General features: G+C 43.5%; 20 protein-coding genes. 9 read left to right on the top strand and 11 right to left on the bottom strand.

All coding sequences use genetic code 11. The features are described from left to right. Nucleotide 1 precedes the first annotated feature (1 nt). The 4 genes from AC27HD_RS01700 to AC27HD_RS01685 all read left to right on the top strand — a co-directional run bounded on the left by AC27HD_RS01700 (nt 2) and on the right by AC27HD_RS01685 (nt 5,852). Complete coding sequence (locus AC27HD_RS01700) at nt 2–1,756, top strand: sugar phosphorylase (RefSeq protein ID WP_349378489.1); 1,755 nt, start codon at nt 2–4, stop codon at nt 1,754–1,756. A 265-nt stretch (nt 1,757–2,021) separates the two neighbouring features. Beyond that, nucleotides 2,022–2,705, top strand: a complete 684-nt coding sequence (locus AC27HD_RS01695; protein ID WP_487103377.1) for a phosphoglycolate phosphatase — start codon at nt 2,022–2,024, stop codon at nt 2,703–2,705. A gap of 383 nt (nt 2,706–3,088) precedes the next feature. Beyond that, a complete protein-coding gene (gene moeA / locus AC27HD_RS01690; protein WP_487103375.1) occupies nt 3,089–4,342 on the top strand; it encodes a molybdopterin molybdotransferase MoeA in 1,254 nt (417 codons plus the stop codon). 136 nt (nt 4,343–4,478) lie between these two features. Further along, nucleotides 4,479–5,852, top strand: a complete 1,374-nt coding sequence (locus AC27HD_RS01685; RefSeq protein WP_487103373.1) for an MATE family efflux transporter — start codon at nt 4,479–4,481, stop codon at nt 5,850–5,852. A gap of 168 nt (nt 5,853–6,020) precedes the next feature. On the opposite strand, the gene AC27HD_RS01680 is transcribed toward AC27HD_RS01685, so the two are convergent. Further along, entirely contained in the window at nt 6,021–7,202 is a 1,182-nt protein-coding gene (locus AC27HD_RS01680; RefSeq protein ID WP_032096472.1) for a vWA domain-containing protein, read from the bottom strand. Next, nucleotides 7,202–8,038, bottom strand: coding sequence for an AAA family ATPase (locus tag AC27HD_RS01675; protein WP_032096473.1), 837 nt, complete (start codon nt 8,036–8,038; stop codon nt 7,202–7,204). Before AC27HD_RS01675 ends, AC27HD_RS01680 begins: the two co-directional genes overlap by 1 nt. Before the next feature lie 213 nt (nt 8,039–8,251). Here AC27HD_RS01675 and cysK point away from each other — a divergent pair, with 213 nt between their 5' ends. Both cysK and AC27HD_RS01665 read left to right on the top strand, forming a co-directional pair. Beyond that, on the top strand, nt 8,252–9,217 hold the full coding sequence (cysK, locus tag AC27HD_RS01670; protein WP_032096474.1) for a cysteine synthase A: 966 nt from the start codon (nt 8,252–8,254) through the stop codon (nt 9,215–9,217). 290 nt (nt 9,218–9,507) lie between these two features. Further along, nucleotides 9,508–9,966, top strand: coding sequence for a nuclear transport factor 2 family protein (locus tag AC27HD_RS01665; protein ID WP_032096476.1), 459 nt, complete (start codon nt 9,508–9,510; stop codon nt 9,964–9,966). Nucleotides 9,967–10,030: 64 nt separating this feature from the next. On the opposite strand, the gene AC27HD_RS01660 is transcribed toward AC27HD_RS01665, so the two are convergent. Then, a complete protein-coding gene (locus tag AC27HD_RS01660; protein ID WP_487103371.1) occupies nt 10,031–11,476 on the bottom strand; it encodes a M24 family metallopeptidase in 1,446 nt (481 codons plus the stop codon). Nucleotides 11,477–11,722: 246 nt separating this feature from the next. On the opposite strand from AC27HD_RS01660, the gene AC27HD_RS01655 reads away from it, so the two are divergent. After that, the gene (locus AC27HD_RS01655; RefSeq protein ID WP_032096477.1) at nt 11,723–11,962 is read left to right on the top strand and encodes an RNA recognition motif domain-containing protein; all 240 of its coding nucleotides are present in this window, start codon (nt 11,723–11,725) and stop codon (nt 11,960–11,962) included. 164 nt (nt 11,963–12,126) lie between these two features. On the opposite strand, the gene AC27HD_RS01650 is transcribed toward AC27HD_RS01655, so the two are convergent. The 5 genes from AC27HD_RS01650 to pnp form a co-directional block, all read right to left on the bottom strand. Beyond that, entirely contained in the window at nt 12,127–13,248 is a 1,122-nt protein-coding gene (locus AC27HD_RS01650) for a PhzF family phenazine biosynthesis protein (RefSeq protein WP_487103369.1), read from the bottom strand. 98 nt (nt 13,249–13,346) lie between these two features. Then, on the bottom strand, nt 13,347–16,103 hold the full coding sequence (locus AC27HD_RS01645) for a M16 family metallopeptidase (RefSeq protein ID WP_487103367.1): 2,757 nt from the start codon (nt 16,101–16,103) through the stop codon (nt 13,347–13,349). Nucleotides 16,104–16,517: 414 nt separating this feature from the next. Next, nucleotides 16,518–17,864: an MATE family efflux transporter gene (locus AC27HD_RS01640; protein ID WP_487103365.1), complete on the bottom strand. Its 1,347-nt coding sequence runs from the start codon at nt 17,862–17,864 to the stop codon at nt 16,518–16,520. 212 nt (nt 17,865–18,076) lie between these two features. Then, entirely contained in the window at nt 18,077–18,370 is a 294-nt protein-coding gene (locus AC27HD_RS01635) for a DUF1244 domain-containing protein (RefSeq protein ID WP_487103363.1), read from the bottom strand. Between the two features lie 125 nt (nt 18,371–18,495). After that, nucleotides 18,496–20,607, bottom strand: coding sequence for a polyribonucleotide nucleotidyltransferase (pnp, locus tag AC27HD_RS01630; RefSeq protein WP_487103361.1), 2,112 nt, complete (start codon nt 20,605–20,607; stop codon nt 18,496–18,498). 299 nt (nt 20,608–20,906) lie between these two features. On the opposite strand from pnp, the gene AC27HD_RS01625 reads away from it, so the two are divergent. Next, complete coding sequence (locus AC27HD_RS01625) at nt 20,907–21,458, top strand: HNH endonuclease (protein WP_487103359.1); 552 nt, start codon at nt 20,907–20,909, stop codon at nt 21,456–21,458. A 58-nt stretch (nt 21,459–21,516) separates the two neighbouring features. On the opposite strand, the gene AC27HD_RS01620 is transcribed toward AC27HD_RS01625, so the two are convergent. The 3 genes from AC27HD_RS01620 to proB form a co-directional block, all read right to left on the bottom strand. Beyond that, nucleotides 21,517–22,461 carry a mechanosensitive ion channel family protein gene (locus tag AC27HD_RS01620; RefSeq protein WP_235207894.1) on the bottom strand — a complete coding sequence of 315 codons (945 nt, stop codon included), beginning with the start codon at nt 22,459–22,461 and terminating at the stop codon, nt 21,517–21,519. A gap of 176 nt (nt 22,462–22,637) precedes the next feature. Further along, the gene (locus AC27HD_RS01615; protein ID WP_032096483.1) at nt 22,638–23,885 is read right to left on the bottom strand and encodes a glutamate-5-semialdehyde dehydrogenase; all 1,248 of its coding nucleotides are present in this window, start codon (nt 23,883–23,885) and stop codon (nt 22,638–22,640) included. Beyond that, nucleotides 23,882–24,991 carry a glutamate 5-kinase gene (gene proB, locus AC27HD_RS01610; RefSeq protein WP_032096484.1) on the bottom strand — a complete coding sequence of 370 codons (1,110 nt, stop codon included), beginning with the start codon at nt 24,989–24,991 and terminating at the stop codon, nt 23,882–23,884. Before proB ends, AC27HD_RS01615 begins: the two co-directional genes overlap by 4 nt. A gap of 302 nt (nt 24,992–25,293) precedes the next feature. On the opposite strand from proB, the gene AC27HD_RS01605 reads away from it, so the two are divergent. Then, nucleotides 25,294–25,578, top strand: a complete 285-nt coding sequence (locus tag AC27HD_RS01605; protein ID WP_487103356.1) for a hypothetical protein — start codon at nt 25,294–25,296, stop codon at nt 25,576–25,578. The last annotated feature ends 1,007 nt before the right edge of the window (nt 25,579–26,585 follow it).

Raw genomic sequence — 26,585 nt, 5'->3', positions numbered from 1 at the left:
TATGGCATGGGAACCTCTCTATGACAAAGTAAAGCACCATTTAGAGACTATCTATGCCGATGTTTCGTTAGACGTGTCCTATGACACGCTAACGGAGCAGCTGCTAGCCGCTATCGGCATAGCATCGAGCGAAGACATTGCTTCGCCTCAATCTCACCATAACTATTGGGATGAAGAAGATATTATTATGATCACCTATGGTGATAGCGTTATCCGTGAGAATGAAAAACCATTGGTAACCTTGAATAACTTCTTACATCAATATTGCAAAAACACGATCAATAATGTGCATATATTGCCTTTCTTCCCCTATAGTTCCGACGATGGCTTTTCAGTCATTGACTACTCAACCGTTAATGAGTCGTTAGGCTCGTGGGAAGACATAGAGGCCATAGCGAAAGACTATGGGCTGATGACAGATTTGGTTATAAACCATTGCTCGGCGAGAAGCGTTTGGTTTGATAACTTTATAAAAAGCGAAGGACCCGGTTCAGATTTTTTCTTTACCGCTGACCCGCAAGATGACCTTTCCATGGTAACGAGGCCTCGTGTGTCACCGTTATTGCGAGAAACGGAAACCGCCGAGGGGACTAAGCACGTGTGGTGTACCTTCAGTCATGATCAGGTCGATTTTGATTTTAGAAATCCAAAGGTGCTGCTGGCCTTTGTGGACATTATCAAACTGTATATCGATAAAGGCACCAAGCTTTTTCGCCTAGATGCGGTGGCATTTTTGTGGAAAATAGTCGGTTCAAACAGCATTAATCTGTTTCAAACCCACGAAGTTGTGCGTTTACTGAGAACACTGATTGAGCATGTCGATCCTTCTATCATTATTATCACAGAAACCAACATTCCAAATAGAGAAAACTTAACGTATTTCGGCAATGCTAACGAAGCGCATGCCATTTATAACTTCTCTCTACCGCCGCTTCTGGTAAATACGTTAGTGACCGGCGACTGTACCTATTTAAAAAGCTGGATGATGAGCATGCCACCCGCGCAAAACGGCACGGCCTATTTTAATTTTATTGCTTCACATGATGGTATTGGATTACGTCCCGCCGAGGGGCTGCTAGACGATGAAGAAATATCAGATCTGGTTCATACCATGCAGAACTTTGGCGGTAAGATTTCTTGGCGTGCGTCTGAGCATGGGAAACAAAAACCGTATGAAATTAATATTACCCTGTTTGACGCATTACAAGGCACCACCAAAGGACCAGACCGGTTCCAAGTAGACCGCTTTATTTGTGCCCATTCGATCATGTTAGGCATGGAAGGTATTCCCGGGCTGTATATCCACAGCTTACTGGGCACATCCAACGATTATGAGAAAGTAGCAAACACAGGACAAAATAGAAGTATTAACCGTCGCCGCTGGAATATCGATGAATTGGAGGTTCTGCTTGATTCGCCCTTCTCTCAACACCACAAAGTGTTAACCCGGGTGTCTCAGCTTATCCGTATAAGAAAGGCGCAACCGGCGTTTCACCCCAATGCAACTCAGTTCACACTGCAGTTGGGTAATGAAATATTTGGGTATTGGCGACAAAGTCTTGATAGAAAGCAAAGTATTTTCTGCGTGAATAACATTTGCGATGAAGAAAAAACCATTTTGCTATCAGATATCAATCTAATCGGCACCGACAACTGGATAGACTTGGTAACACGTGATGAAATTTGTCTTTCAAGCGGCTTTATTCAATTGAAGCCCTACCAGACACTGTGGATCAGTAATCAAGACTTTGAATAGTGTGTATCAGCAAGGCTGCTGACACGTTTGAGAGTGTGGCCTAAGTGCCCTACTCGAAAAAAAACCGAGAGAGCAGCCAAGTAACAACTAAGAAAACAGCCATAACAAGTGCCGAAACCTTTGACGAAAGCGGGTTTCGGCTCACTTGGCTCCAAGTACCAAAAGCAAGCTGTCGATGTGGGCAAGTATCCTTCGACATATCCCTAGACATAAGCAGTAATCTCAAACATAGACAGTAGTCTTAAACAGAAATGAACAGTATTTTATGCAGCCTATAACCACTTTTATATTTGATTTAGACGGTACACTTGTTGATTCAGTCCCCGACCTTGCGAGCGCATTAAACAATGCACTTTACGATGTGGGTATGGCAACGTTCAGTGAATCAACAATTAGAAATTGGGTAGGTAATGGTGCAAGAGTGCTGGTTGAGCGAGGACTATCTGGCAATACCGATGCTAACACGCAGCAATCTAAGTCTATAAGCAACGAGTTAATCGACCATACCTTTCAGCGTTTTTTATATCATTACGATTTAAACGTGTGTCGCGCTTCTACTCTCTACCCTCATGTTTATGACACACTCAGTGCCCTTTCACGTAAAGGCTATACGCTAGCGCTAGTAACTAATAAGCCCAAAAAGTTTATCGCCCCCATTGTAGAAGCGTTCAAGGTTGAATCTTTTTTCTCTCTCTTTATTGGTGGTGATTCTTTAAAGGAAAAGAAACCTTCCCCCTTGCCTTTGAACCATGTTTGTAAAACCCTGAACGTCAAAGCGAGTGAATGCGTTATGGTAGGCGATTCGAAAAACGATATTTTAGCGGCACATGCTGCAAGCATGCGAAGTGTTGGACTTACCTATGGGTATAACTACGGCGAAGATATTAGTGCACACAGCCCTGATTGGGTATTCGATGATTTTAGTCGTATCGCTTCAATTACTTCTTAGCATCATTTACTTAATACTCAACAATTAGTACTAAACGATTAATATCAAACAATTAGCACTCAACGACGAGTACTAAAAAAATAGCACTATTCCCTTACACCGTCAGCCCTATAGCATCAAGCCTATAGCCTCAACCCTGGACAAGTGGCGTCCAATAGAGCACTTAGTCTAAACAGTGCTTCCAACTAGTCACTCTTCACCCTCAATTTTAGTTAAGACTCTCAATAAAGGTTAAACACTATCGCATTTACCTTTGGTGAATAGCGTGCTTTTTCTGTAGTATTCCCCGTCTATTTTTCTCGTTGTTAATTTTGTCTTCGTCTCTATTTGGCCAAGAGTTAACAACCTTATGCCACGGTTAAATTACGCAGGGAGTTATCAAAATGTCATCTAGCTGGCTTTCACTGGAAGAAGCGCTCTCAAAGGCGTTGGCAGCGACACATGTAGTTTCTGACATTGAAACAATAAGCTTATTTAGTGCACATCGTCGGGTAGTGGCACAAGACGTTGTCGCCACGCTAGATGTGCCGCCATGGGATAACTCTGCGATGGACGGGTTTGCGATTAATGCAAACTCATACACTCAAGGCCAAGCGCTTACCGTTCAAGGTATCATTACGGCTGGAGAAAAGGCTTCTACCCCCCTATCCGCTGGTCATGCTTACAAAATTATGACTGGCGCGCCTATTCCGGACGGCGCTAACGCCGTGGTAATGATTGAAAACTGTGACAGTGATAATAATGGAAACGTGATCATTAACGACACGCCCACACAAGGACAAAGTATACGCGCTAAAGCGAATGATATTGCTCAAGGGCAAGTACTGATAAAAAAGGGCACTCAGCTACGCGCAGAGCACCTCATGCTGCTCTCCTCACAAGGCCTGGACGAGGTGGTGGTTTATCGAAAATTACGAGTTGGCATCGTTGCCACCGGCAACGAACTAGCGGCCCCTGGAGAGTCGCGTAGCGACACGCAAATTTACGAGTCGAATCGTGTTGGCATAAGCGCTATTTTAAGTGACGGAAATGTAGAAGTTGTCGATTTCGGCATCGTTGAAGATGATAAAGCATCACTGACTAATTTGTTTAATCAAGCGGCATCGAATACTGCAGGAACTAACACAAAAACTAGCGCAGACAGCAACGTCGATATCATGGTGAGCAGCGGCGGTGTATCTGTTGGCGATGCTGATTATGTTAAAGATGTTATAGAGGCCATGGGCCACATCGAGTTTTGGAAAATTGCCGTTAAGCCTGGAAAACCTTTTGCACTCGGTAGACTTAACAATACCGTATTTTGTGGGCTTCCAGGTAACCCAGTTTCCTCGTTTGTGACCGCTAAGCTCCTTGTACTTCCCATCATCAGTAAAATGCAGGGACGACAAGATGGTCACACTGCGCTCACGGTAACGGCCACGCTGACAAAAGACATTAAGCGTCGTGCTGGGCGTCGAGATTACCAGCGAGCCACTATGAGTTACGACGACAATGGGAACTTAGTGGTCACGCCGTTTAAAACACAAAGCTCAGGCGTGATGACATCGATCACATCCGCTAATTGCTTTATGATCATCCATGAAGATATAAGCACGTTAGCTATTGGCGATTCGGTGCCGGTGATGCCATTCACCTAATGCGCTAAAGCATTGCCTGTTGCGCTATGCCTATAGAGCTATGCCTATTGCTTTTTATCTTTCAAACAATGCTGTTTAGACATGATTTTTTAAAAAACATTTTAGTCTGAATTTTTTACCGTGAGAATAAACATCTGTGAATAGAAAACGCTTTATTATCGAAGCTAGAGACGTATTAAAGTTAGCCTGGCCGTTGCTGATTGCCCAAATTACGCAAATGCTCATGGGTGTGAGTGACACCATTATGGCTGGACGCTACAGTGCGACTGACATGGCTGCGGTAGCGTTAGGTTTTAGTATTACCATACCCCTTCTTTGCTTCATTCAGGGTATTGCCCTTGCCTTACCGCCTATAATATCAAGACTACACGGCAACAAGAATATTGCTGGTATTGCTGATGCCAGTCAGCAGGCTGGTTACTTAGTGTTGTTTGTAGGCTTAGTCATCGCCGCGTTTATTCCCTTTACTGAAAGCATCGTATCGTTATTTCCAATGGCACCAGAGCTTCACAGCATAACCGTGGACTACGTTATCTACGTATTTCTTGCCATGCCTAGCTTTGCTATTTATCAATGGTTGAGAAATTATTGCGAAGGACTAGGTAAAACAAAGCCCACCATGATCATTACCGTCATTGGCTTGATGGCAAACATTGTAGGCAATTATTTATTCATTTATGGCGTTGGCCCATTACCTGCCATGGGTGGGGCTGGCTGCGGGGTTGCTACTGCGCTGGTTATTTACACCATGCTAATTGCCACCTTTATCTACGTTCGATTTGCACCTGCTCTGCGAAAATACGACCTGTTCAATCAATGGTATCGTCCAAACTTAAAAACCATTGGTCGAACCTTCGCTTTGGGCCTTCCTATTGCAATGACAATCCTGTTTGAAGTAACGCTGTTTTCTGCCGTTGCCCTACTTCTTGCGCCGTTTGGTGCAACAGTCGTCGCTGCACACCAAGTCGCCCTCAACTTTTCAGCACTGATGTTTATGTTTCCGATGAGTATAGGTATGGCCGTGGCCATTCGCATTGGCTACCGTATTGGGCAAAAGAACCCTCGACAAGCAAAAATAGCAGCGCGAAGTGCCATTTTGATTGGATTTGTTACTTCTGCATGTACCGCCACTTTCACCCTCGTGGCTAAAGGTTTCATTATCAGCTTATACACAAGCGACGGCGAGGTTTACGCCATTGCCAACGCTCTACTTATCTATGCGGCGCTTTTCCAGCTCTCAGACGCTGTACAGGTAATATCAGCCAATGCGCTGCGAGGATATAAAGACACCACGGCAATGTTTATCATCACCTTTGTGTCATATTGGCTTATCGGGCTTCCCACCGGCATTATTTTGGGAAGAACCTCATGGCTGACTAACGAGCCAATGGCTGCAGCTGGTTTTTGGATTGGGTTTATCGTTGGTTTAAGTGCCGCCGCAGTATTACTGGGAGCTAGGCTGCTTTATATTCAGCGTTCCACCAATGTGCTTATCGAACAACCTGCGTAAAGGCTTTGCCACCGGGCCCTTTTTTTTCAAAGCATTAAAAAGGGCCTGACTTCTCGGGTTTACAGCGCTCTTTAGACGGACCTACTGCTATTAGCCACTGGTGCTATTAGTTAATGACCGTATAAGCATAAGCCGCACGAGCTAATAGCCGTATTAACCGCTGGCGTATTAGCGAGTGCGACTCAGTCCTTTGATGGCCTCGGTAAGCCCTTCTAGCGTCAACCCATACATTTTGTCTTCCATAATTTCACGCATAATTTTGATAGACGAGTAATAAGGCCAATAATTTTCAGCCTGAGGATTGAGCCACACCGCGTTACTGAAGTGATTTAACAGCCTTTGCATCCATGCACTGCCTGGCTCTTCATTCCAGTGCTCTACACTGCCGCCAGGATAGGTGATTTCATATGGCCCCATAGTGGCATCCCCTACAAAAATCACTTTATAATCTTTGCCGTATCGATGAATAATATCCCATATTGAGATCCGTTCTTTATTACGGCGCAAATTATCCTTCCACACTTCTTCATACACGCAGTTATGAAAATAAAAGTATTCTAAGTACTTAAATTCAGACTGCACCGCTGAAAACAGCTCTTGAGTGGTTTTCACATGAGGGTCCATAGAGCCTCCCACATCGAAAAACATCAACACTTTAACTGCATTGTGTCTCTCAGGTGCCATATGAATATCCAGCATGCCACCCTTTCTCGCGGTTTCACCAATGGTCGTTCTTACATCAAGTTCTTCACTCGCACCCGTGCGGGCAAATTTGCGCAGCTTTCGAAGGGCAACCTTAATGTTTCGCGTGCCGAGCTCTACATCGGACGACAGATTTTTGAATTCCCGTTTGTCCCATACCTTAGCTGCAGAGAACTTGCGATTGCCCTTTTGACCAATGCGAACGCCCTCAGGGTTATCGCCATAAGCGCCAAAGGGTGACGTACCGCCCGTGCCTACCCATTTGTTGCCACCTTGGTGACGCTTCTCTTGCTCTTCTAAACGTTTTTTAAGGGTTTCCATGAGCTCATCAAGACCACCAGCTTGCCTGAGGGCCTCGCGCTCTTCAGCACTTAGGTTCTTTTCAAGCTCTTTGCGTAACCATTCCTCAGGGATCTCTTTACCGAATAAGTCAATTGACTCGACACCTTCAAAATAATTAGCAAAAGCTCGGTCGAACTTATCGTACTGAGTTTCATCTTTTACCATGATGGTGCGCGACAAACTGTAGAACGCTTCAATATCGGCATACACCACGTGCTTTTCCATTGCTCTGAGTAAATCAAGCAACTCGCGAAGGGTTGTTTTAACCTGATATTTTCGTAGCGTGAAAAAAAACTGAATAAGCATTAGCGTCTCGCCATAAAGGCCAGTTTTTCAAACAGGTGGATATCTTGCTCATTCTTCAGCAGTGCACCATAAAGTGGTGGGATAGATGCTTTCCCATCTTTGTTGTGCAGGGCCTCTGGTGGAATATCCTCAGCGACCAGCAACTTAAGCCAGTCAATTAACTCAGAGGTCGATGGCTTTTTCTTAAGCCCTGGCACATCGCGTAAATTGAAAAATGCACCTAATGCCTCGCTCAGCAAGTTCTTTTTAAGATCAGGGAAGTGAACATTAACAATCTCTTCCATATCTTCAGGTGTTGGAAATTGAATATAGTGGAAGAAACAGCGACGCAAGAAAGCGTCGGGCAATTCTTTCTCATTATTGGACGTGATAATAACGATGGGACGCTGAGCGGCGACAACGCGCTCTTGAGTCTCGTACACATAGAATTCCATTTTATCGAGTTCGAGCAATAAGTCGTTTGGAAACTCGATATCGGCTTTGTCTATCTCATCAATGAGCAGTACTGGGCGTTTTTCAGCGGTAAACGCTTCCCAAAGCTTTCCTTTAACAATATAGTTTTTAATATCGTGAACACGATCGTCGCCAAGCTGTGAATCACGAAGACGGGAAACCGCATCGTATTCGTACAGTCCTTGCTGAGCTTTAGTCGTCGATTTGATATGCCATTGGATAAGCTCAGTGCCTAAACTTTCAGCGAGTTCTTCAGCAAGCATTGTTTTACCGGTACCTGGCTCGCCCTTGATTAATAAGGGGCGCTCTAGAGTAATCGCTGCGTTTACCGCAAGCTGTAAGTCTTTGGTTGCGATGTAATTAGACGTGCCACTAAAAGCCATTCTTCTTATACTCCGTTTAATTCTTCGTCTTCATGTAATTTAACAATAACATATAGCTAAAAAACACTTTGCATTTTTACGTTTGGGGCCAATGATATAGGGGTATAAAGAAATCCCCAAATTCAGGCTATGAATTATTAACTATTAAAAAGGTCGTACAGATCACGACTGTTGGGATTTGCTTGCGAATCAAGAACGAGTTAAGGATTAGAAATGAACGTATTTGACGACAATTCTCTTGCGATTGGCCGTACGCCATTAGTGAAATTAAATCGCGTTACCTCTGGTAACGTGTACGCAAAAATAGAGTCTCGTAACCCAAGCTTCAGCGTTAAGTGCCGTATTGGTGCAAACATGGTATGGGATGCGGAAGAACGCGGTGTACTGACCAAAGGAAAAGAGATCGTAGAGCCTACGAGTGGTAATACAGGTATTGCCCTAGCGTTTGTTGCGGCTTCACGAGGCTATAAGATAACCCTAACTATGCCAAGCAGCATGAGTTTAGAGCGTCGCAAGTTGCTTAAAGCATTAGGCGCAAACCTAGTGCTTACCGAAGCGCCAAAAGGCATGAAAGGGGCTGTTGCCGCTGCACAAGAAATTGTTAACTCAGATCCTGACAAGTACGTGTTATTGCAGCAGTTCGACAACCCGGCAAACCCAGCTATCCATGAAAAAACCACCGGGCCTGAAATTTGGGAAGACACCGATGGTAAAGTTGATGCTTTCGTCGCTGGCGTAGGTACAGGCGGCACCATTACCGGTGTAAGTCGTTACCTTAAAAAAACCAAAGGTAAAGCCATTACCTCTGTTGCGGTTGAGCCAACTGACTCTCCTGTTATCACCCAAGCACTTGCGGGTGAAGAGTTAACGCCAGGCCCACATAAAATTCAGGGTATTGGTGCAGGATTCATCCCAGGCAACCTTGACCTAGATCTTATCGACGAAGTAGAGCAAGTCTCAAACGAAGATTGTATGGATATGGCGCGCAAGCTAATGACCGACGAAGGCATATTAGCGGGTATTTCTTCTGGTGCGGCGGTTGTTGCAGCAAAGCGTTTTGCTGAACGTCCAGAAAATAAAGACAAGATTGTTGTCGTGCTTTTAGCCAGCGCAACTGAGCGTTACTTAAGTAGCCCAATGTTTGCCGGAGCCTTCGACGATCAAGAAGAAGTGCAATAATAGACAAAGCTTCTGCTACTTAACAACGCAGAGTGTCGCTAAGGCCAACGGATTTTAGCGATTAACATGTTTGAGTATAAAAAACATGCGGCATGAAGAAAGATAGAGCAGTCTCTATCATTGAAAACAAGAGCGAGAAACTTATTCCAGTTTCTCGCTTTTTTTGTCTTTGCATTTCGTTTAGCAGCAACATTTTTGGTATTCTTGCAGACAAAGATAGTGGGAAGATTAAAACACGCGCAAAATAGCGCGCTCTGCCCGTTAAGAAAAACGCTCAGGAGTATGAAAGAATGAACGCTCATAAGTTGTATATCGTGTTCTGGCTAACCGCTTTGCTAGTGCTTAGTGCATGTGGTGAGAAAGAAAAGGGAATTGGGCGCTATGGCATGCTGGATGAAAGTACACCTGAATACACTGCCGTTGCCTTTTTAAATAGCGTATATGAAGATGACAATCTAGATAAAGCCATTTCATTATCTAGTGAAAAGATGACTCGCATACTTAAACGTTACCACACCAATAGAAACGTTCAGCGACATCTTCTCAATTTAAAATACGACACAGTAATCGTAACACCTCAAACATCTGGCAGCTTAGGCAGAACCGAGTTTGCGGAGAAATCTACCATTACCGTCTTTTTAAGCGGTATGTATGGCGATGATAAAATCGAGAAATTACGCAGCTTAGACCTTATAAAAGAAGACGGTGATTGGAAGATTAATAAGATTCATCCCGATACCTACCTGTGAACAATATCTAAGCAGCCAGAGCAATAGCGTGCTACCTGATGGATAACACGCGCTCTAGATACACCTAATTTATTAGAATAAGAGAAGTTTGCGGTGGTGTTAGAAATCTAGCACCACCCTCTTTTATAACCACCATATCTTCTACTGAAATAGTCTTAGTTGTCTGTCTTTTTCCCTCATGTAAAACGGTTGATGAATCGTCATTATGTTCAGAATAATACCAACTAAAAAAACCATCAAAAGCAAAGGTCATTTGTCTGTCCAGTAGTTTATCGGATGCGGGTCTCACTCCTAAATTAGGCCCAACATCGTGCGCCACGTAACCTACGGGGTGACCTGTGCTCCACATAACTGGTAGAGAGCCTGATTGCTGCATAACGTGTTGCTGCGCTTTGTGAACGGCATTGCCCGTAGCGCCAGGGATCATGGCGTTAAATGCTGCATTGCGGCCATGGATTGCACTTGCCCAAGCATGCTGAAGTTGCTCCGGTGGTTGTGCTTCACCCTCTTGCAACACATAGGCAAAACGTTGAATGTCAGTGACCCACTGTTTGAAAACTCGTATACCGAAATCTATTTGAATCACATCCCCTCGCTGAATAACCCGATTAGTAGGGTGTGAATGTCCACGGTCAGAACCAGAATTGACCGCTGGATTCTGACTAGGGGCCCAACCATCGCCAACTCCCGCGTTTGACATTTTATTTTTCAAGAATCGAGCAATGTCTAGGTCAGTTGTCTTTCCTGGTATTACAGATTGATAAGCTTCATATTCCCACCTTGAGGTAATAGCCGCGGCCTTCGCCATTATCTCTACTTCTTCCGGTAACTTTCTCGTAAGCCAATAATAGATAGCGTTTTCAGCGCTTATAAGTGAAACATCAGTGCCTGTAAAGGCGTCGTTAAGAGCGATATATTGTGAATGGCTTAATCCATCAGCAAGTGGGTTAACGGTAAAACTATTGATCCCAATTTGGCCTTTCGTATTCTGCTGAGTGAGATACGATGATGCCGCCTCTATCGCGCTTTGTGATTTATCTACGTCGATTACAAAGTCAAACGTACCTAATTCTTTTAGCGCCGTTGACTCACTCAATGGTGAAAATATCCGTGAAGTCACTTCGTCGGATTCACTATCTTTACTAAAGAGTACCACCGCCGTGCCGCCTGCATTTTCACAACCTACATGATTGGCTAGGGGATCATTGTTATTCTCGCGGCATACAATTAACCAGTGGTTCAAATTGGCTGTAGCCATTGCATCAGGTAATAATGTGCTAATGCGCTTTTTTCGTATTTCAGGCCAAGGAGATGGTGAGCTGAAGTACTCGATATATCCCTCAACCTCCTCAGAAGAAGGTATGGCATTCACGGTATTGGGCTGAATTGCATAGGACTCTTCTGAGGATGACTTTTTGTACCCGTCAGACTGACTATAAGCAGTTCCACAGAGCCCTCCCCCCATCAGTGTAATAAAAACTAACGGAAAGTACCGTTTGTGCGAGATCATTATTATTTTCCTTTTACGAGCAAGTGGCTTGTGGTTTAAGTCGAATATTGCATCATTTATATAGTGTTTAAACGCTAACACCGCGGGACTAGCTTTACCAGAATCAGGGCTTTACCAGAATCAGGCTTTACCAGGATCAGGCTTTAGCAGAATCAGGGCTTGAGCAAATCGAATAAAAAATTCTTTTCTTGGTTTGCATGTATAGACCTGAGACAATACACACTCATTTTTTAAAGCGATAATCTTATGAAACTTTTAGTTCGCAATCTTGCGAGAACGACGACAGAACAAGAAATTGTTACCCTTTTTTCAGCACACGGTACAGTGAACGAATGCAGTCTTGTACTCGATAGCGAGACAGGCCAATCTAAAGGCTTTGCTTTTGTTGAGATGGCTGATGCTAGTGAAGCTAACAGTGCTCTTAAAAGTCTTCACCACACTACGGTGGCAAACAATAAAATTCGGGTAAAACGAGCCCAAGATTAGTACAAAACTAGGCAACAGCGCTACACAAAACATGGAATGTAGAGCCTCATAAAGCGGCTTATATACTTAGCGCTATGGCCTTTTTTAACATTACCTTCCCGGTATAAAAGTGCTTCAAACCGCTATTTTTGCTAACTGCATGAAGCCCATAGAGACACATGATGTCAGAGGACGACAGCTTTCTTACCCATTGGGCTTGCGGTGCCTCCCACTGACACTTCCCACTTGGTTTTTTCTCTCTCTTGATCTTTGCTTTCATTGTTAACAACTTTTGCAAAAATATGTGAACAGCACATCATTGCTCGCCCCTGTTCAAAAGCATAGTTTAAAACTAAATTTGATATGTTGTGCGGCTGACCTTCTGTTCGCCTATCTATCAAATGGCTTTCTTCTACATGGCTATCTTTCACACTGCTATCTTTCACAAGGCTATCTTTCAGAGGGCTATGTTCCAAACTGGCGCCTGCTAAGCACCTATCCTCTTTACTGCTACCTTGGATGTAACTCTCTTCAATACTAGTCTTTTTAATACTACTCTTTTCAAAACCAGGCTCGTCAGAACTAATCCCATCAAGACCATGCTTAGCTAAGTAGCAGGCCAAGGCACCACTGGCACTTCCGGTAGCCGACTCTTCTGTTATCCCTAGCAAAGGGGCGAAGTTTCGACAACTCGCGGTGAGGTTAGACGAGGGTTCACAAAGCTCGAAGGCGTGAATGCCAACTGCATTATGCTGTTGACAAAACTCAGTGGTTTTATCTACGTTTAAATCAATTTTACTTAAATACCCTGGTGGCACCGCCACAATAATATCCGGCAGCCCAGTAGATACAACTTCAATAGGAAGATGAGTAGATGCCAAAATATCAGGTGCAATTCCAATGAGTTCAGATACCCCTTCATAGGTAAGGCGTTGAATAAACTCTGGCGACTTCTGCCCCATAACCACATTACCTTCGTCCGTGATGCTCACCCCCAGCATTCCCGCCTTTGTGCGTTGTGTATAGTCCCCTGCTTGTAATATTCCTTTTTTAAACATCAGTGAAAATGCAGCGAGAGTGGCATGGCCGCAAAAATCAACTTCGCCAGTGACGGTGAAAAATGACAGCGCTACATCGGCGTGTTCGTCTTTAGATACAAAGGCAGTTTCAGAATAGCCCACAGCCTGAGCAACCTTAAGTTTTTCTTCAACAGACAAGCTATCTGCATTAAGCACCACTCCCGCAGGGTTTCCGCCCTTTTCAAAAGCGGTAAACGCATTGACCAAATGCACCTCAATTGTCTTCATTTAGCATTTCCTCATTTCAAAAAAGGTGTCAATGTAATAAAGCTGCAAATAAAAAAGCCGAAGCAATAGTTGCTTCGGCTTCTATTATGAGAGCTTGTTTAAAGACTGCTCATATCCTGAACTGTTACAGGTCCAATATCAGCGGCCTCTACTTCCGCCTTAATTTTCTCAGCATCACCAATAATTAACCACGTAAGCTTACTTGGTTGTACAACTTGTTTAGCTGCGCTATTTAAGTCATCAAGTGTTAAGCCATTGTATTTTTCTACCAAGCTTTCTGGATAGTTAAATTCGCGGTTAAACCGACTGCTTGACAATAAGCTACCTAGTACAGCACCTGCTGTCTCATACTGTCCGGGTAACGAACGTACCTGATCGAGTCGGGCTCTGTTCAATTCCATTTCAGTCGGCGGGTTGTCGCCAAGATAGCCGTTAAGCTCTTTCTTTAGCTCTTCTAGCGACGCGCCAGTCTTATCGGTTTGCACTGGTGCATAAACCATGTAAGGCCGTTGTCCTCGAGCTTCTTGCAAGAATGTGTAAGCACCGTATGCCCACCCTTTATCTTCGCGAAGGTTCATGTTTACCCGCGCAGTGAATGCGCCGCCGAGCGTTTCGTTCATCGCGTTAATCGCGATGTTATTTTCAACACCCGTTGGCGGTGCAAGGTGAGCGGCAAGAATGAGTGACTGCTGTGACCCAGGGCGATCAATAATAATGGCTCGACCTTTTTCAGGCAGCTGTGCTTCAGCAATCTGCTTAGTCCCTTTTTCACCAGATACTTTCCATTTACCAAACTCTTTTTCTAACGTGGGTTTGATATCGTCAAGGGTTGTATCGCCAACAACAAAAATGGTCGCGTTGTCTGGGCGTAACCAAGTGTTTTTGAAGTCGATTAAATCGCTGCGCGTAATTGAAGTCACATCAGGCGCCGTACCTAAACCTGTGAAAGGTATGCCATAGGCATGATCATCACCGTAAATCAGTGGTGGCAACAGCGTAAGCGCGATGCTTATCGGGCGTGTCATCTGCTGTGCAATATTGCTTAATATCAATGTGCGTTGACGCTCAATTTCTTCTTTATCAAACGTTGGATCTTTGAGAATATCGCCAAACAAAGCAAGCGACTCTTCCATATTCTCTTTAAGCATAGACATACGCACTGTTGTCGTATCTAAATTTGAGCCGCTATTAAGGCTTGTGCCTAGTTGCTCAAGCTCAGCAGCTAATTCAAGGGCGTCGTAGCGACCTGCGCCTTCATCGAGCATCCCTGTTGCAAAGCTTGCTAAACCCAGTTTCCCGCCCGCATCAGCGGCATAACCTGCGTCAAACTGAACAGCAACGTTAACTAGCGGTACGGTAGAACGCTTTGCGAATACCACATTTATGCCATTTGATAGTGTGGTCTTGGTCACTTCTGGAAAGGTAAGCTGTGTTTCAGCAGCAATATCAGGAAGCCCTGAACTGCGGTCAACGCCCTCGCCACTAGCAGCATGCTCTTCAAATGGCACAAAGGTAATCTGGTGCCAGCCATCGCCTAACCATTCTTTAGCTGCCGCTTTTACCTTCTTAGGCGTTGCATTAGCCAGCTCTTTTAGCTCTGTTTTGAAATAAGTAGGGTCGCCTGCAATGAATTCGCCCGTTGCCAACCTATCCGCTTTACCACCAAATCCGCCAACTTCTTCAAGTCCACGAATAATTGAGGCGCGATATTTTGTAGATACCAGCTTCACCTCATCTTTCGTTGGTCCTTTGCGCAAGAATTCCTGGATAATTTTATCCATTTCGCGCTCTACTTTTTCTACATCTTCACCTGCAGCCACATCAACACTCAGCCCAAAGATGGATGCAATTTGCAGTTCGTAGTTAAATACTGATGCATTGGTAGCAATCTGTTGATCATAAACCAACTCTTTGTACATGCGAGAGTTTTTACCATCGCCCAACACACTTGCCGCAATTAACAAATCTGTGGCTTTTGCACTTTTGTTTTCAGGAGACACCCACAAGCGAGAAATACGAGTTTGCGGTACCTTATCCTGAATAATTTCCCGTGTATTCGCTGAACGACTTGGGATCCAAGATTGCCACTTGGCAAGTGATGGACCGGGCTCAATATCACCGAAGTATTTATTTACCATCGGTTTAGCCTCTTCGGCATTAATATCACCGCTTAGCACCAAGATAGCGTTGTTCGGACCATAATATTTATTAAACCAAGATTTCACATCATCTAACGATGCTGAATTCAAATCATCCATGGAGCCAATAACATTATGAGAGTAAGGGTGTTCATTGGGGAACAATGCTTTAACAGCATGACCTAAAAACGCTCCGTATGGCTGGTCTTCTCTTTGACGTTTTTCGTTTTGCACCACTCCGCGTTGTTCATCAAGCTTCTCTTGAGTAACTGCGCCTAAAAGATGCCCCATGCGATCCGATTCCATCCATAAAATACGGTCTAACGCTGGAGTTGGAACGGTTTGAAAATAATTGGTGCGGTCGAAATTTGTTGTACCATTTAGACCAGTAGCGCCAGCTTCTTGAAGAGGTCCAAACCACTCGTCATCGTAGTTTTCAGTACCGTTGAACATAAGGTGTTCGAAAAGGTGAGCAAAACCAGATTTACCCTCGGGCTCGTCCTTCGATCCCACTTTATACCAAACCGCCACTGCGACTACGGGGGCTTTGCGATCTTCGTGAACAATAACGGTAAGACCGTTATCAATCGTGAACTTTTCATAGCTTATATCAATATCGTCGTTAGCTACCACGGGGGATATTCCTACCAGGGTAATAGCGACAATACTCAGACATTTTTTAGAAAACTGCCTGGTAATATGTTTGAACACACTCATAAAATATTATCCTTATTTTTATGTTTGCAAAACGTTTATGACTTTATTCGTAATTTATTCGTAGATTAGTTCGTAGGTCAACACGCAAGTCTCTGACGCCTGTTTCTGGCTTGAGTTTTTGTCGTAAATTCTAGTTATGACTTCGAGGTGTTAAACCTTTCTTGGGGCGGCAAAAATACAGATAATGCCCACCATCTAAATTAAGGTAGCCTTTCAACAGCGGTAACGCAAAGGACTAATAAAGAATAATCGTTACAAAACGTTAAAGCACGATGCAACGTCAAGGAGTAGCCGCTTGTGTGGCTCGAGACAAAGTGGTACACCCCTTCCCTCTATATTCTCAACTTAGTAGGTTTGAGGCGTGATTTTCTTTGCTGTAGGAGCTCTTTTAGGAGCTTTTTCTAGGCGTCTTTTTTAAGAGCTTGGGCCCTTAACTCGATTAATCTCTCTAGTGGTATAGAAGAAAGCAATAATGGCACTTAAGATAACCACAGTTACTATGGTGTAGAACATGGATACCATGGGATAGTCCCACATCACAATGAGCACATAATTTATCGAAGCAGGAACAACAAGCTGTCTGGCAATCCCGAGATACATCGGAAACATTGGCTTTTGCATTGCCTGCAAAATAGCCACACTCTGAAACAAAACAACGTACGCATAAAACGCTAACGTATCAATTCGAAGGTAAGTGACGCCCGTATTTTTAATGGCACTGTCGTCACTGAAAAGACCCATTGCCATTGGCGATAGAAAATACATCACCGGAATAGACACAACAGCCATTATGAAACCGATTAACAATCCTTTTCGGTAAGTCTGGTCAACTCGGTCGTAATAACCCACGCCCATGTTCTGTCCCGCAATGGCCATTACTGCGCTGTTTAAACCAAGTGCTGGCAATAAAAGTACCTGCTCGAGGCGAAGTCCAACGGTGTACCCTGCCACATGTTCGCTGCCGAATTGACCAATAAGCGCGACGGTAATAAACCCACCTAAAATAATAGTCAGCATGTTAAAGCTGGCAGGTAAAATTTGTTTCAGCAGATCGAGCCAACGTTTTTTATCAAAGGTGGGCATTACCGATATATTTAAGCGCTTCATCAGTACACGAAGCAGGTAAAAGGCAGTGGCAAATTTTATCACTACGGTAGCCAGTGCTATGCCGCTTACCCCTAAATCGAGTCCGAAGGTAAAGAGTGGATTAAGGCCAAAATTCGCAAAAAAGCCAATCATCAGGGCGTTGCGATTAGATTTCGTATCTCCCAGTGCCATTAACGCTCCAGCAGCACCGAACGATAAAGTGAAGCCAACAGTGCCTGCTAGTGTTACCCATAGATACTCCATCGCCAGTGGCTCAATATGAGGCTCAGCACCAAGTAACACCACCAAGGGTCGCGCCGCAAAGTAACCTAAAATACATGAAAGTGCACTGAAGGCGATAGCAATGCCACTTACATTGTCTAGCCACCCTTTAACTTCGTGAGTCTCTCCTCTTCCAGCCCCTGGCGCAATCATTGCAGACGCACCGGTTTGAATACCAATACCGATTGATAAAAGTAAAAAGAAAACGCTTGATGCGATAGATAAGCCTGCGAGCGCATTATCTGATAAATAGCCGGCAAACCAGGTATCCGTGAGGTTATAGAGGGTGTTGAAAATCATGCCCGTTGAGGCAGGGATCGCCAAGCGCACCATGTGAGAGAATATAGAGCCTTCCGTCAACGATGGTTCAGATTTTTTCAAGGCTTCTTGCATTAAGCTTCTCCAGCTATGTCGAGTAGGCGCAGTGACATACGATTTTTAAGCTAATAGAAGCATCGTCCCTATATCAACAATAAAAAATCTGTACAGTTGTTTTAGTTATACAAGAGTTACGTAATCTAAGGGTTTAAGTTTAGTTTATGAAGCAACAGACTTTTTGTACTGCTGCCTCAACGGTATAAAGGTGATTGAGGGAAAGGACCCCCTTACTTGTTTTGTCTTGCCGCTAACTTTTCTAATTGTTCATCAGAAGCCGGCAGCTGGTGATTTTCCTTCCACTGAGAATAAGGCATCTTGTAAACCACTTCACGTGCCTCGTCATAATCTATTTCAACGCCCTTATCGTTTGCAGCAGATGAGTACCACTTTGCTAAACAATTACGGCAGAAGTCAGCCAGAATCATTAGGTCGATATTTTGCACATCTTTGTTGGCATCAAGGTGCTCTACTAAGCGACGAAAAACTGCAGCTTCTACTTCGGTTTGCGTTTGTTTATCCATTTTAATCCTTAGCTTGTTGTGTAAAACGCATTTCAAAAAACAAAAAAGGGAGCCAGGCTCCCTTTTTATAACGTTTTTTTTCTACGTCGTTGTTTAACTGCGATATTTACCGCAATTAAACATACTTACTCTGCGTCGTCAGACTTTGGAGCAGATCTTTCTAGAAGTTCTTTAATGCTTAAACGTACACGGTTTTGGCGATCAATTTCCATAACCTTAACGTCAACCATTTCACCTTCTTTAAGGTAATCAGTTACTTTGTTCACTCGCTCATGAGCGATTTGTGAAATGTGAACAAGGCCTTCTTTACCTGGAAGTACTTCTACGAAAGCACCGAAGTCAACGATGCGGGTAATTTTACCGTTATAGGTTTTACCCACTTCAATTTCAGCAGTCACTTGCTCAATCTTAGCAATAGCGATTTCTGCTTTCGCACGTTCTGTTGCAAAGATTTTGATAGTGCCGTCATCTTCAATTTCGATGTTGGTATCAGATTCTTCAGTAATTTGACGAATCATTGCTCCGCCTTTACCAATTACGTCACGAATCTTGTCTTGGTCAACTTTCATAGTGTAAATGCGCGGTGCAAATTCACTTAGCTCTTCACGGTGACCGCCAATCGCTTCGTCCATCACTTTAAGAATATGCAAACGGGCTTCTTTAGCTTGCTTAAGCGCAATCTGCATGATTTCTTTAGTGATACCTTCAATCTTTATGTCCATTTGAAGTGCAGTAATACCGTCGGTAGTACCCGCAACTTTAAAGTCCATGTCGCCAAGGTGATCTTCGTCGCCAAGGATGTCTGAAAGTACAACAAAGTTTTCGTCGCTCTTCACTAGACCCATAGCAATACCTGCAACTGATGCCTTAATAGGAACACCAGCATCCATAAGCGCAAGTGACGTACCGCACACTGATGCCATAGATGATGAACCGTTAGACTCAGTGATTTCAGATACAACACGTACTACGTACGGGAATTCTTCTTCACTTGGCATAACCGCTTGGATACCACGTTTCGCTAGACGGCCGTGACCAATCTCACGACGCTTAGGAGACCCAACAAAACCAGTCTCGCCTACACAGTATGGAGGGAAGTTGTAGTGAAGCATGAAACGACTGTCGCGCTTGCCTTGAAGCTCGTCAATCATCTGTGCGTCACGTTCTGTACCTAGTGTTGCAGCTACGATTGCCTGCGTTTCACCACGTGTGAACAATGAAGAACCGTGAGTACGTGGAAGAATTCCAGTTGCTACGTCGATAGCACGGATCATCTTAGGATCACGGCCGTCAATACGAGGTGCACCTGAAAGAATGCGAGAGCGCACTACGTCAGATTCAAGGTCGTGAAGAAGCTCAAGCACTTCTTTTTGATCCTGTTCTTCATCTTCAGCAACAATCGCCGCTAGCGCTTTGTCTGTTGCAGCAACCACAGCGTTTTTACGCTCTAGCTTGTCAGAAATTTGGTAAGCCGCCGTCATTTCTGCTTCAGCAAGTGCTTTCACTTTATCTTTAAGCGACGTGTTTTCTTCTTCCGGCTTCCAGTCCCACTTTTCAGTGCCGACTTCTGCAGCGAATTCGTTAACCGCAGTAACGACTGCTTGCATTTGCTCGTGACCGTACATAACGGCGCCAAGCATAGTGTCTTCTGAAAGCACAGCAGCTTCAGATTCAACCATTAATACTGCCGCTTCAGTACCAGCAACAACTAAATCAAGTTCACTTGATTCTTGCTCTTCTGCGCGGGTGTTAAGAATGTACTCACCGTTACTGAAACCTACTCGTGCGGCACCAATTGGACCGTTGAAAGGCATACCAGAAATCGCTAATGCTGCTGATGTACCAATAAGAGAGATGATATCAGTTGGAATATCTGGGTTAGCAGACATTACCGTAATGATGATTTGAACTTCGTTTTTGAAACCTTCAGGGAAAAGTGGACGAATTGGACGGTCAATAAGACGTGCAATTAACGTTTCACCTTCAGATGGACGGCCTTCACGTTTGAAGAATCCACCAGGAATTTTACCCGCAGCATACGCTTTTTCTTGGTAATTAACTGTTAGAGGAAAGAAGTCTTGATTCGCATTTGCTTCTTTCTTGCCAACTACCGATACCAATACAGACGTATCGTCCATACTCGCTAGAACCGCTGCTGTTGCCTGACGAGCGATTACGCCCGTTTCTAGAGTTACAGTATGCTGACCATACTGAAATGATTTAGTAATAGGAGTCACTATTTGTCCTTTAATTTCAATCTTTATTTATCGCTTTTAATTGCGGCGCTTAGTATAGCTATGAACGCAGAATTTTGCCATCGTCAAATACGGACTAACATTGAAATTATTATGTATTTATCTCCCCTATTCCCCACCGCAGCTTTATGACTATATTAAATGTGATGACATGGCTATATTTTCATCACAATGCAATAAACTGATGCCATAAAATCGAGTATGCTGGTGTTTGAGCAACGGTCAAAAATAACAACCTCACAAAATAACTGTATAAAACAAATGTGCGTTAAGGGGAATTTATGCTTGTGCTAAGACTGAATAAGGCTGGTATGCCACAAGAGTGGATAGATATAGAACACGCCGCCAAACTATATTGCCAAGACAAGGTGTTGTTTGAACTTGGTACAGACGCCATCACGCTTAGAGGAGGCTGGAATCACGCTGGCATTCAAAGTGAGCTGTCGTTATCGAGTATCATCGCTTGCGATGGCAAGGTCACTGATATGAGCGGAAAAATTGCGTTAACTAATAAGTACCTTTTTCGCCGCGATAATTACATGTGCCTTTATTGCGGTGCGCAGTTTGCGCCAAAACAGCTTACTCGCGATCATATCGTACCCCGCTCTCGGGGCGGAAAAGACAACTGGACCAACGTTGCCTCCGCCTGTCAGCGATGCAACCACGCCAAGGGCGCAAAAACACCTGAAGAAGCTAGCATGCCGCTACTCGCCGTTCCTTTTAGACCAAACGTATACGAGCGTTTTTACTTGATGAACAGAAAAATTCTCGCGGATCAGATGGCCTTTTTACAAAATCATTTCACCCGATATCGCCAGTGGACATGCAGTTAACCTGAGCCATGTTTAAAAAATGGTGCTGGCATTTTTTACTTAACAGGATTTAGGTTATTTAGAAACCACCGCCAGCTGATGACTGTGTTGCAGCACCAAGGTGTTGCGGCACCGCAATAGCAGTTTGCTCTGGTGTATTGCCCAGTAGATTGTCCTCTTTCATCGCTCTAAACCACAAGCTAAGCCAATCTGAACACATCTTGTGTTCTAATTCATGGGCTTCAGCTGTGGGACAAAACAAACTCACTTTAACAACGACTTTTGCTAATTCGTTGGTCTTAATTTCAACTTCAGGGTCAATACGAATAAATTCTTGTTCTAGGTGACGCTCGATTAACCCTTTGTACCTCTCTGCCACATCTCGAAAGTATTCGCAGTGAGCTTGTGCTCTTGCATGAAATGCAGGCAATAGGCTGTAGGCGTTAACGGTGGGTTCGTTTACAATTTCAAAAGAGTGTAGTCTGTAGCGGCGCATAAAGTTAAGGTTGCGCACGGTCTGTGTCACTAGCTGGCTATTAGGCACATAAACATGCTTGCCGGTAAAGTTGAAGGTTTCAGGATCAACTTCTAGCAATGCTGTTTTCGCCCAGTCCATTTCGACAACTTCACCAATCACGTTATTCATTTGGATCCAGTCACCCACACGAAAAGGTCTGGCGCCAAGGTAGTAGATAAATCCCATGAAGCACTGAATAAACTCTCTCGTAGCCAGTACTATGGCCACCATGAATGCCGCTATGGATATGGCCAAGGTTTGTATTTCTGATGACCACACTACCATCAGCAGGATTATGATTAATGCATTGCCAAGCTGCTCAAGAATGTTGATTTGATTTCGTCGGTCCTCGCCGTGGCGAGTACTTCTATGTTTAATTAGGCGCAGTAGCCCTTTTTTTACATAGTGAAGCATTACGAGCAATAAAATAGAGGCCACTAGTTTGTATTCGTTCGCATAAGCAATTAGCTGCTGCCATAGCTGTTCTGGCTCTATCATTATCTGCACGCATGTACTCCGAGACGTAATTTGAAAATTTAGTAAAAAAAAAGCGCTGACGAATGTCAGCGCTTTGCATTATGAAGCACGCAACTAGCCGGCACAATGCCGACCAGTCCGATTACCATAGGAATATCAAAAGAATGTCATAAAAACACCTTATGAATATCTTATGGGCGTGAGATTTACGCGCGAATTTGACCTTCGCCGTTAACCAAATATTTTTCTGACGTTAGCGATTCAAGACCCATCGGTCCATAAGCATGCAGCTTGGTTGTTGCAATACCAATTTCGGCACCTAGACCTAGCTGACTACCATCTGAGAAACGCGATGATGCATTAACCATTACCACACTCGCATCAACGGCCCGTTGGAACAGCTTCGCTTTTGCTTTGTCTTTCGTGCAGATAACTTCAGTATGATTACTACCGAATTGTGCAATATGGTCGATTGCACCGTCAAAATCATCAACCACGCGAATGGCAATTTCAAGGCCAAGATACTCTTCACCGTAACCACTTTCGTCGATAACATCTGCACCTTCAAAGTAAGAAGCGCCTTTGCTGTCTACGTGAACTTTTACGTTGTGCTCTTTAAATGCTTGAGCGACGCGAGGCAAAAAGTCACCGGCAATTGCTTGGTGAACAACTAAACCTTCTAGTGCGTTACATACTCCCGTACGCTGCGTTTTACCATTAAGTAAAATTTCTAGCGCATTGTCTAAGTCGGCATCGCTGTCAACGTACAGATGGCATACACCTTTAAAGTGCTGGATAACTGGCACTTTTGAGTTCTCGGTTACATAATTAATAAGCCCTTCACCACCGCGAGGGATTATCACATCAATGTAGTCTCTCTGTTCCATAAGCTCTTGCATCAGCGCGCGGTCAGGATTTGGCACCACGGTAACAAGTGCTTTAGGCAAGTTGTGCTTTTCTAGAGTCTCTTGCATTAGCTCTGCTATCGCAAGGCTGGTATCTAGCGCTTCTTTACCACCACGCAGTATTACCGCATTACCCGATTTAAAGCATAGAGCACCAGCATCTGCCGTTACATTTGGACGTGCTTCATAAATCATGCACACTACGCCAAGAGGTATACGCATTTTCTTAATTTCAATGCCATTTGGGCGCGTTCCGAACACACGTTCCTTGCCCACTGGATCGTCAAGTTCAACAATAACTTCGATACCTTCAGCCATTGATTCAATGCGCTCGTCGTCGAGGATCAAGCGGTCAATCATTGCAGCATCTAAATTGTTCTCTCTAGCTCGTGCAACTTCTTTCTCATTCACAGCAATAATTTTGTCTTTATTTGCTCGGATCGCTGCAGCCATGTCAGTTAACACCGCGTTTTTCTGGCTCTCATCTAAGATTGCCAGTGTACGTGCAGCTTGTTTTGCTTGTTGTGCTAACTCAGTAATAATACTCATTCTTTCTCCAGGTTTGCTACGTGCTGATCAGAAATAATTGGCCCTGTCTTCTCTTCGAATTCATGAGCAAACTCATCACTTTCCTGATTAGCAATAAAATTCAATAAACAGCTACTATAATTCGATTTGGCTTTAACAAGTTTCGTTCCGTCTTCTTTGCGGACCAATATGGTATCGCCCACTGAAAACTCGCCTTTTACACCGATAATTTCGCTGCTTGTGAGTTGGTCGCTGTCCGTTATCAACGTGCCGTCAAAGTTACCTTCAATAATAACTTCACCTTGGGCGTTTGATGTGTGACGCATCCAATGTTCATTTTCTTTCATTGGTTTTTTGAACGGTCTAAAGTGCGTACCAGGGTTTTCACCAGCCAATAGCATATTAAACGACAATTCTGTAAAACCATTGATAATGTAGGTGTCTATACCATGTGACACTGCTTTTTCTGCAGCTTCAATTTTTGTGCGCATACCGCCGGTACCAACACCACCTTTCACTGCGCCGCCGGCCATGGCGTAAATACTTTCATCAATGGTATCCACCGATTTAAGCATTTTTGCATCATCATGTTCGTGTGGGTTTTTATTGTACAACCCATCAATGTCAGAGCATATAATTAATGCGTCAGCATCCGCTGCTGCTGCAACCATTGCTGAAAGGTTGTCGTTATCACCAACTTTCAGCTTGTCAGTCGTAACCGTATCGTTTTCGTTTACGATTGGTAGAATGTTGTTATCAAGAAGGCTGAAAATAGTTTCCCTGATACTGACATAACGCTCTCTATCTCGCAGATCGGCATGTGTTAGCAGCATTTGAGCAGACGGAAAATCAAACAATCTATCCCAGGTTGCAATCATTTCTGTTTGCCCTGCAGCAGCCATGGCTTTTTTGACCGCTATGTTAGATTTTTCCTGATCTGCAAACATGTGTGAACCTGCAGCCACTGACCCCGAGGACACTAAAACGACCTGGGTTCCGTTGGCTCTACAGCGCACAATGAATTGCGCAATGCTAAGTAAGTAATGGCTACTACACCCCTGTTGATTAGGTGCAATTAGTGCGCTTCCCACTTTAATAACTACGCGATTCCAATTTGGATGACTCATAATAAATATCTAACCTTTAGATTGTTGATTCGCAAATTCTTGGCCGGCGCTCTATCTATCGATAATTCTTAAGCAGTGCAGTTAATTACAATGCTCTTAAATACTAATTATCTAGTATTAAAACGCGATTGGCGTTGGCCAGCCTTGGAGCAACTACAAATTGCATGCTCCACAGTAATTTTTAACTTAATTTTATTAATTTTAGACCATTTTTTTTAAATCACTTTCAGCCACGCAGTTCCAGTGAACGAAGCGATTCTGACGATATTGATAGAAATAAGGTACTGGTCTTTGAGAAAACCTTGCGCAGCTTAAGAGACGAAGTTACTCCCCTTAGCGCAATGTTTTTAAGCATCGACAATAAGCCTGCTGCCATTCGCGAATGTTCAATTCGTGAAAGTGTTGTTGGTGAGCAAGCCGTGCATGTTGAAGTGCTTGAAGGCAAAAAATGTGGCAGAGGAGATTTACCTGCTCCGCTTGTAAGCTGTCCGTTTACTGAAGCATTAGCTACGTTACTTTTAATCGGGCGATGTGCAAACACGCCTTTACCTAGCAATGTTGTCGAAAACGCTGCCAGCGATAGGTAACTTTCAGATGTCATATAGTAAACAAAGTCCTCTTCAGCTTCGGGAGTCTAATCATTATGTTTTAGCTCGTGCCGCATACGTATTTTGTCTGCAAAGTGCTATTTACATCGAGCAATAATCATTAGAGTTCAAACAATATATAGATTTTTGAGAATATTTCAAGCGCAAATTATGCTCAACTTGCAATCAGCACTAGTAGCACGGTGTTTTACGTTTAACGTGTTTCACGAACAAGAATGATTCAAAAATTATATTTTATTTTTAACTTTCAGATATTTAAAAAGCACTTATTTACTATGAAACAATATTATCAGCTATAATCTTAAACAAAATTTAACCAGTTACATAGATTACAAAACATTTGCGTCTTAAATGAAACAAACCACCTTCCCTGAACAAATAACATTCTAAAGAAGCTATCCCTTGGCTTTTTGGATCATCCTAAAGAAGTTTTATGACAACTGGTGAGTCGCCGATATTTTATTGAAAAATAGAACTCATTCTTATTGATTACGTTTTTTTACCTTCGAGTGAAGTAAAAATACCAAGGCATGTTGAGCTAATCATCTAATGGCCAATTTACCGTGTGATTTTTGCAAATGCTGTGAAAAACCGACACACCTTCATTTTTATGTTGAGCCTTAAATTAAATTGAATATGAAGCCTCTGTTAGCTCTGAGTACTAATCTCTTTAATATGAACATAATTTAACTCTTACATTTAGTATTTTAAATTCAATGGGATACAGCGCTACATCTGTATATCTTTTAAAGTTAAGGCTGAATGTAAGCAACTCACCATTTCGTTGATGCGAAAAAATTTATGAACGGAACACATCTTGTATACGTTTACTCATAAGTTAATTTGTATAAATGAATCGATTTTGCACTTCAACTGCACAGCGTTCATACCCGACACACTATTTAATTGATAATTGTTTGACCAACATCGTTAACAATTAAAGACAAAAATAGGATGTTAAATTTTTATCAAACAATACTTGGGTT

It is taken from the genome of Alteromonas sp. 4NS20-0143, assembly GCF_057542855.1.
This window is presented reverse-complemented; position numbering and strand designations above follow the sequence as displayed.

What these genes read in the sequence shown, in the direction of transcription:
- AC27HD_RS01700 (WP_349378489.1), top strand. Translation starts at nt 2, where the DNA reads ATGGCATGGGAACCTCTCTATGACAAAGTAAAGCACCATTTAGAGACT.
- AC27HD_RS01695 (WP_487103377.1), top strand. Translation starts at nt 2,022, where the DNA reads ATGCAGCCTATAACCACTTTTATATTTGATTTAGACGGTACACTTGTT.
- moeA (WP_487103375.1), top strand. Translation starts at nt 3,089, where the DNA reads ATGTCATCTAGCTGGCTTTCACTGGAAGAAGCGCTCTCAAAGGCGTTG.
- AC27HD_RS01680 (WP_032096472.1), bottom strand. Translation starts at nt 7,202, where the DNA reads ATGCTTATTCAGTTTTTTTTCACGCTACGAAAATATCAGGTTAAAACA.
- AC27HD_RS01675 (WP_032096473.1), bottom strand. Translation starts at nt 8,038, where the DNA reads ATGGCTTTTAGTGGCACGTCTAATTACATCGCAACCAAAGACTTACAG.
- cysK (WP_032096474.1), top strand. Translation starts at nt 8,252, where the DNA reads ATGAACGTATTTGACGACAATTCTCTTGCGATTGGCCGTACGCCATTA.
- AC27HD_RS01665 (WP_032096476.1), top strand. Translation starts at nt 9,508, where the DNA reads ATGAACGCTCATAAGTTGTATATCGTGTTCTGGCTAACCGCTTTGCTA.
- AC27HD_RS01660 (WP_487103371.1), bottom strand. Translation starts at nt 11,476, where the DNA reads ATGATCTCGCACAAACGGTACTTTCCGTTAGTTTTTATTACACTGATG.
- AC27HD_RS01655 (WP_032096477.1), top strand. Translation starts at nt 11,723, where the DNA reads ATGAAACTTTTAGTTCGCAATCTTGCGAGAACGACGACAGAACAAGAA.
- AC27HD_RS01650 (WP_487103369.1), bottom strand. Translation starts at nt 13,248, where the DNA reads ATGAAGACAATTGAGGTGCATTTGGTCAATGCGTTTACCGCTTTTGAA.
- AC27HD_RS01645 (WP_487103367.1), bottom strand. Translation starts at nt 16,103, where the DNA reads ATGAGTGTGTTCAAACATATTACCAGGCAGTTTTCTAAAAAATGTCTG.
- AC27HD_RS01640 (WP_487103365.1), bottom strand. Translation starts at nt 17,864, where the DNA reads ATGCAAGAAGCCTTGAAAAAATCTGAACCATCGTTGACGGAAGGCTCT.
- AC27HD_RS01635 (WP_487103363.1), bottom strand. Translation starts at nt 18,370, where the DNA reads ATGGATAAACAAACGCAAACCGAAGTAGAAGCTGCAGTTTTTCGTCGC.
- AC27HD_RS01625 (WP_487103359.1), top strand. Translation starts at nt 20,907, where the DNA reads ATGCTTGTGCTAAGACTGAATAAGGCTGGTATGCCACAAGAGTGGATA.
- AC27HD_RS01615 (WP_032096483.1), bottom strand. Translation starts at nt 23,885, where the DNA reads ATGAGTATTATTACTGAGTTAGCACAACAAGCAAAACAAGCTGCACGT.
- proB (WP_032096484.1), bottom strand. Translation starts at nt 24,991, where the DNA reads ATGAGTCATCCAAATTGGAATCGCGTAGTTATTAAAGTGGGAAGCGCA.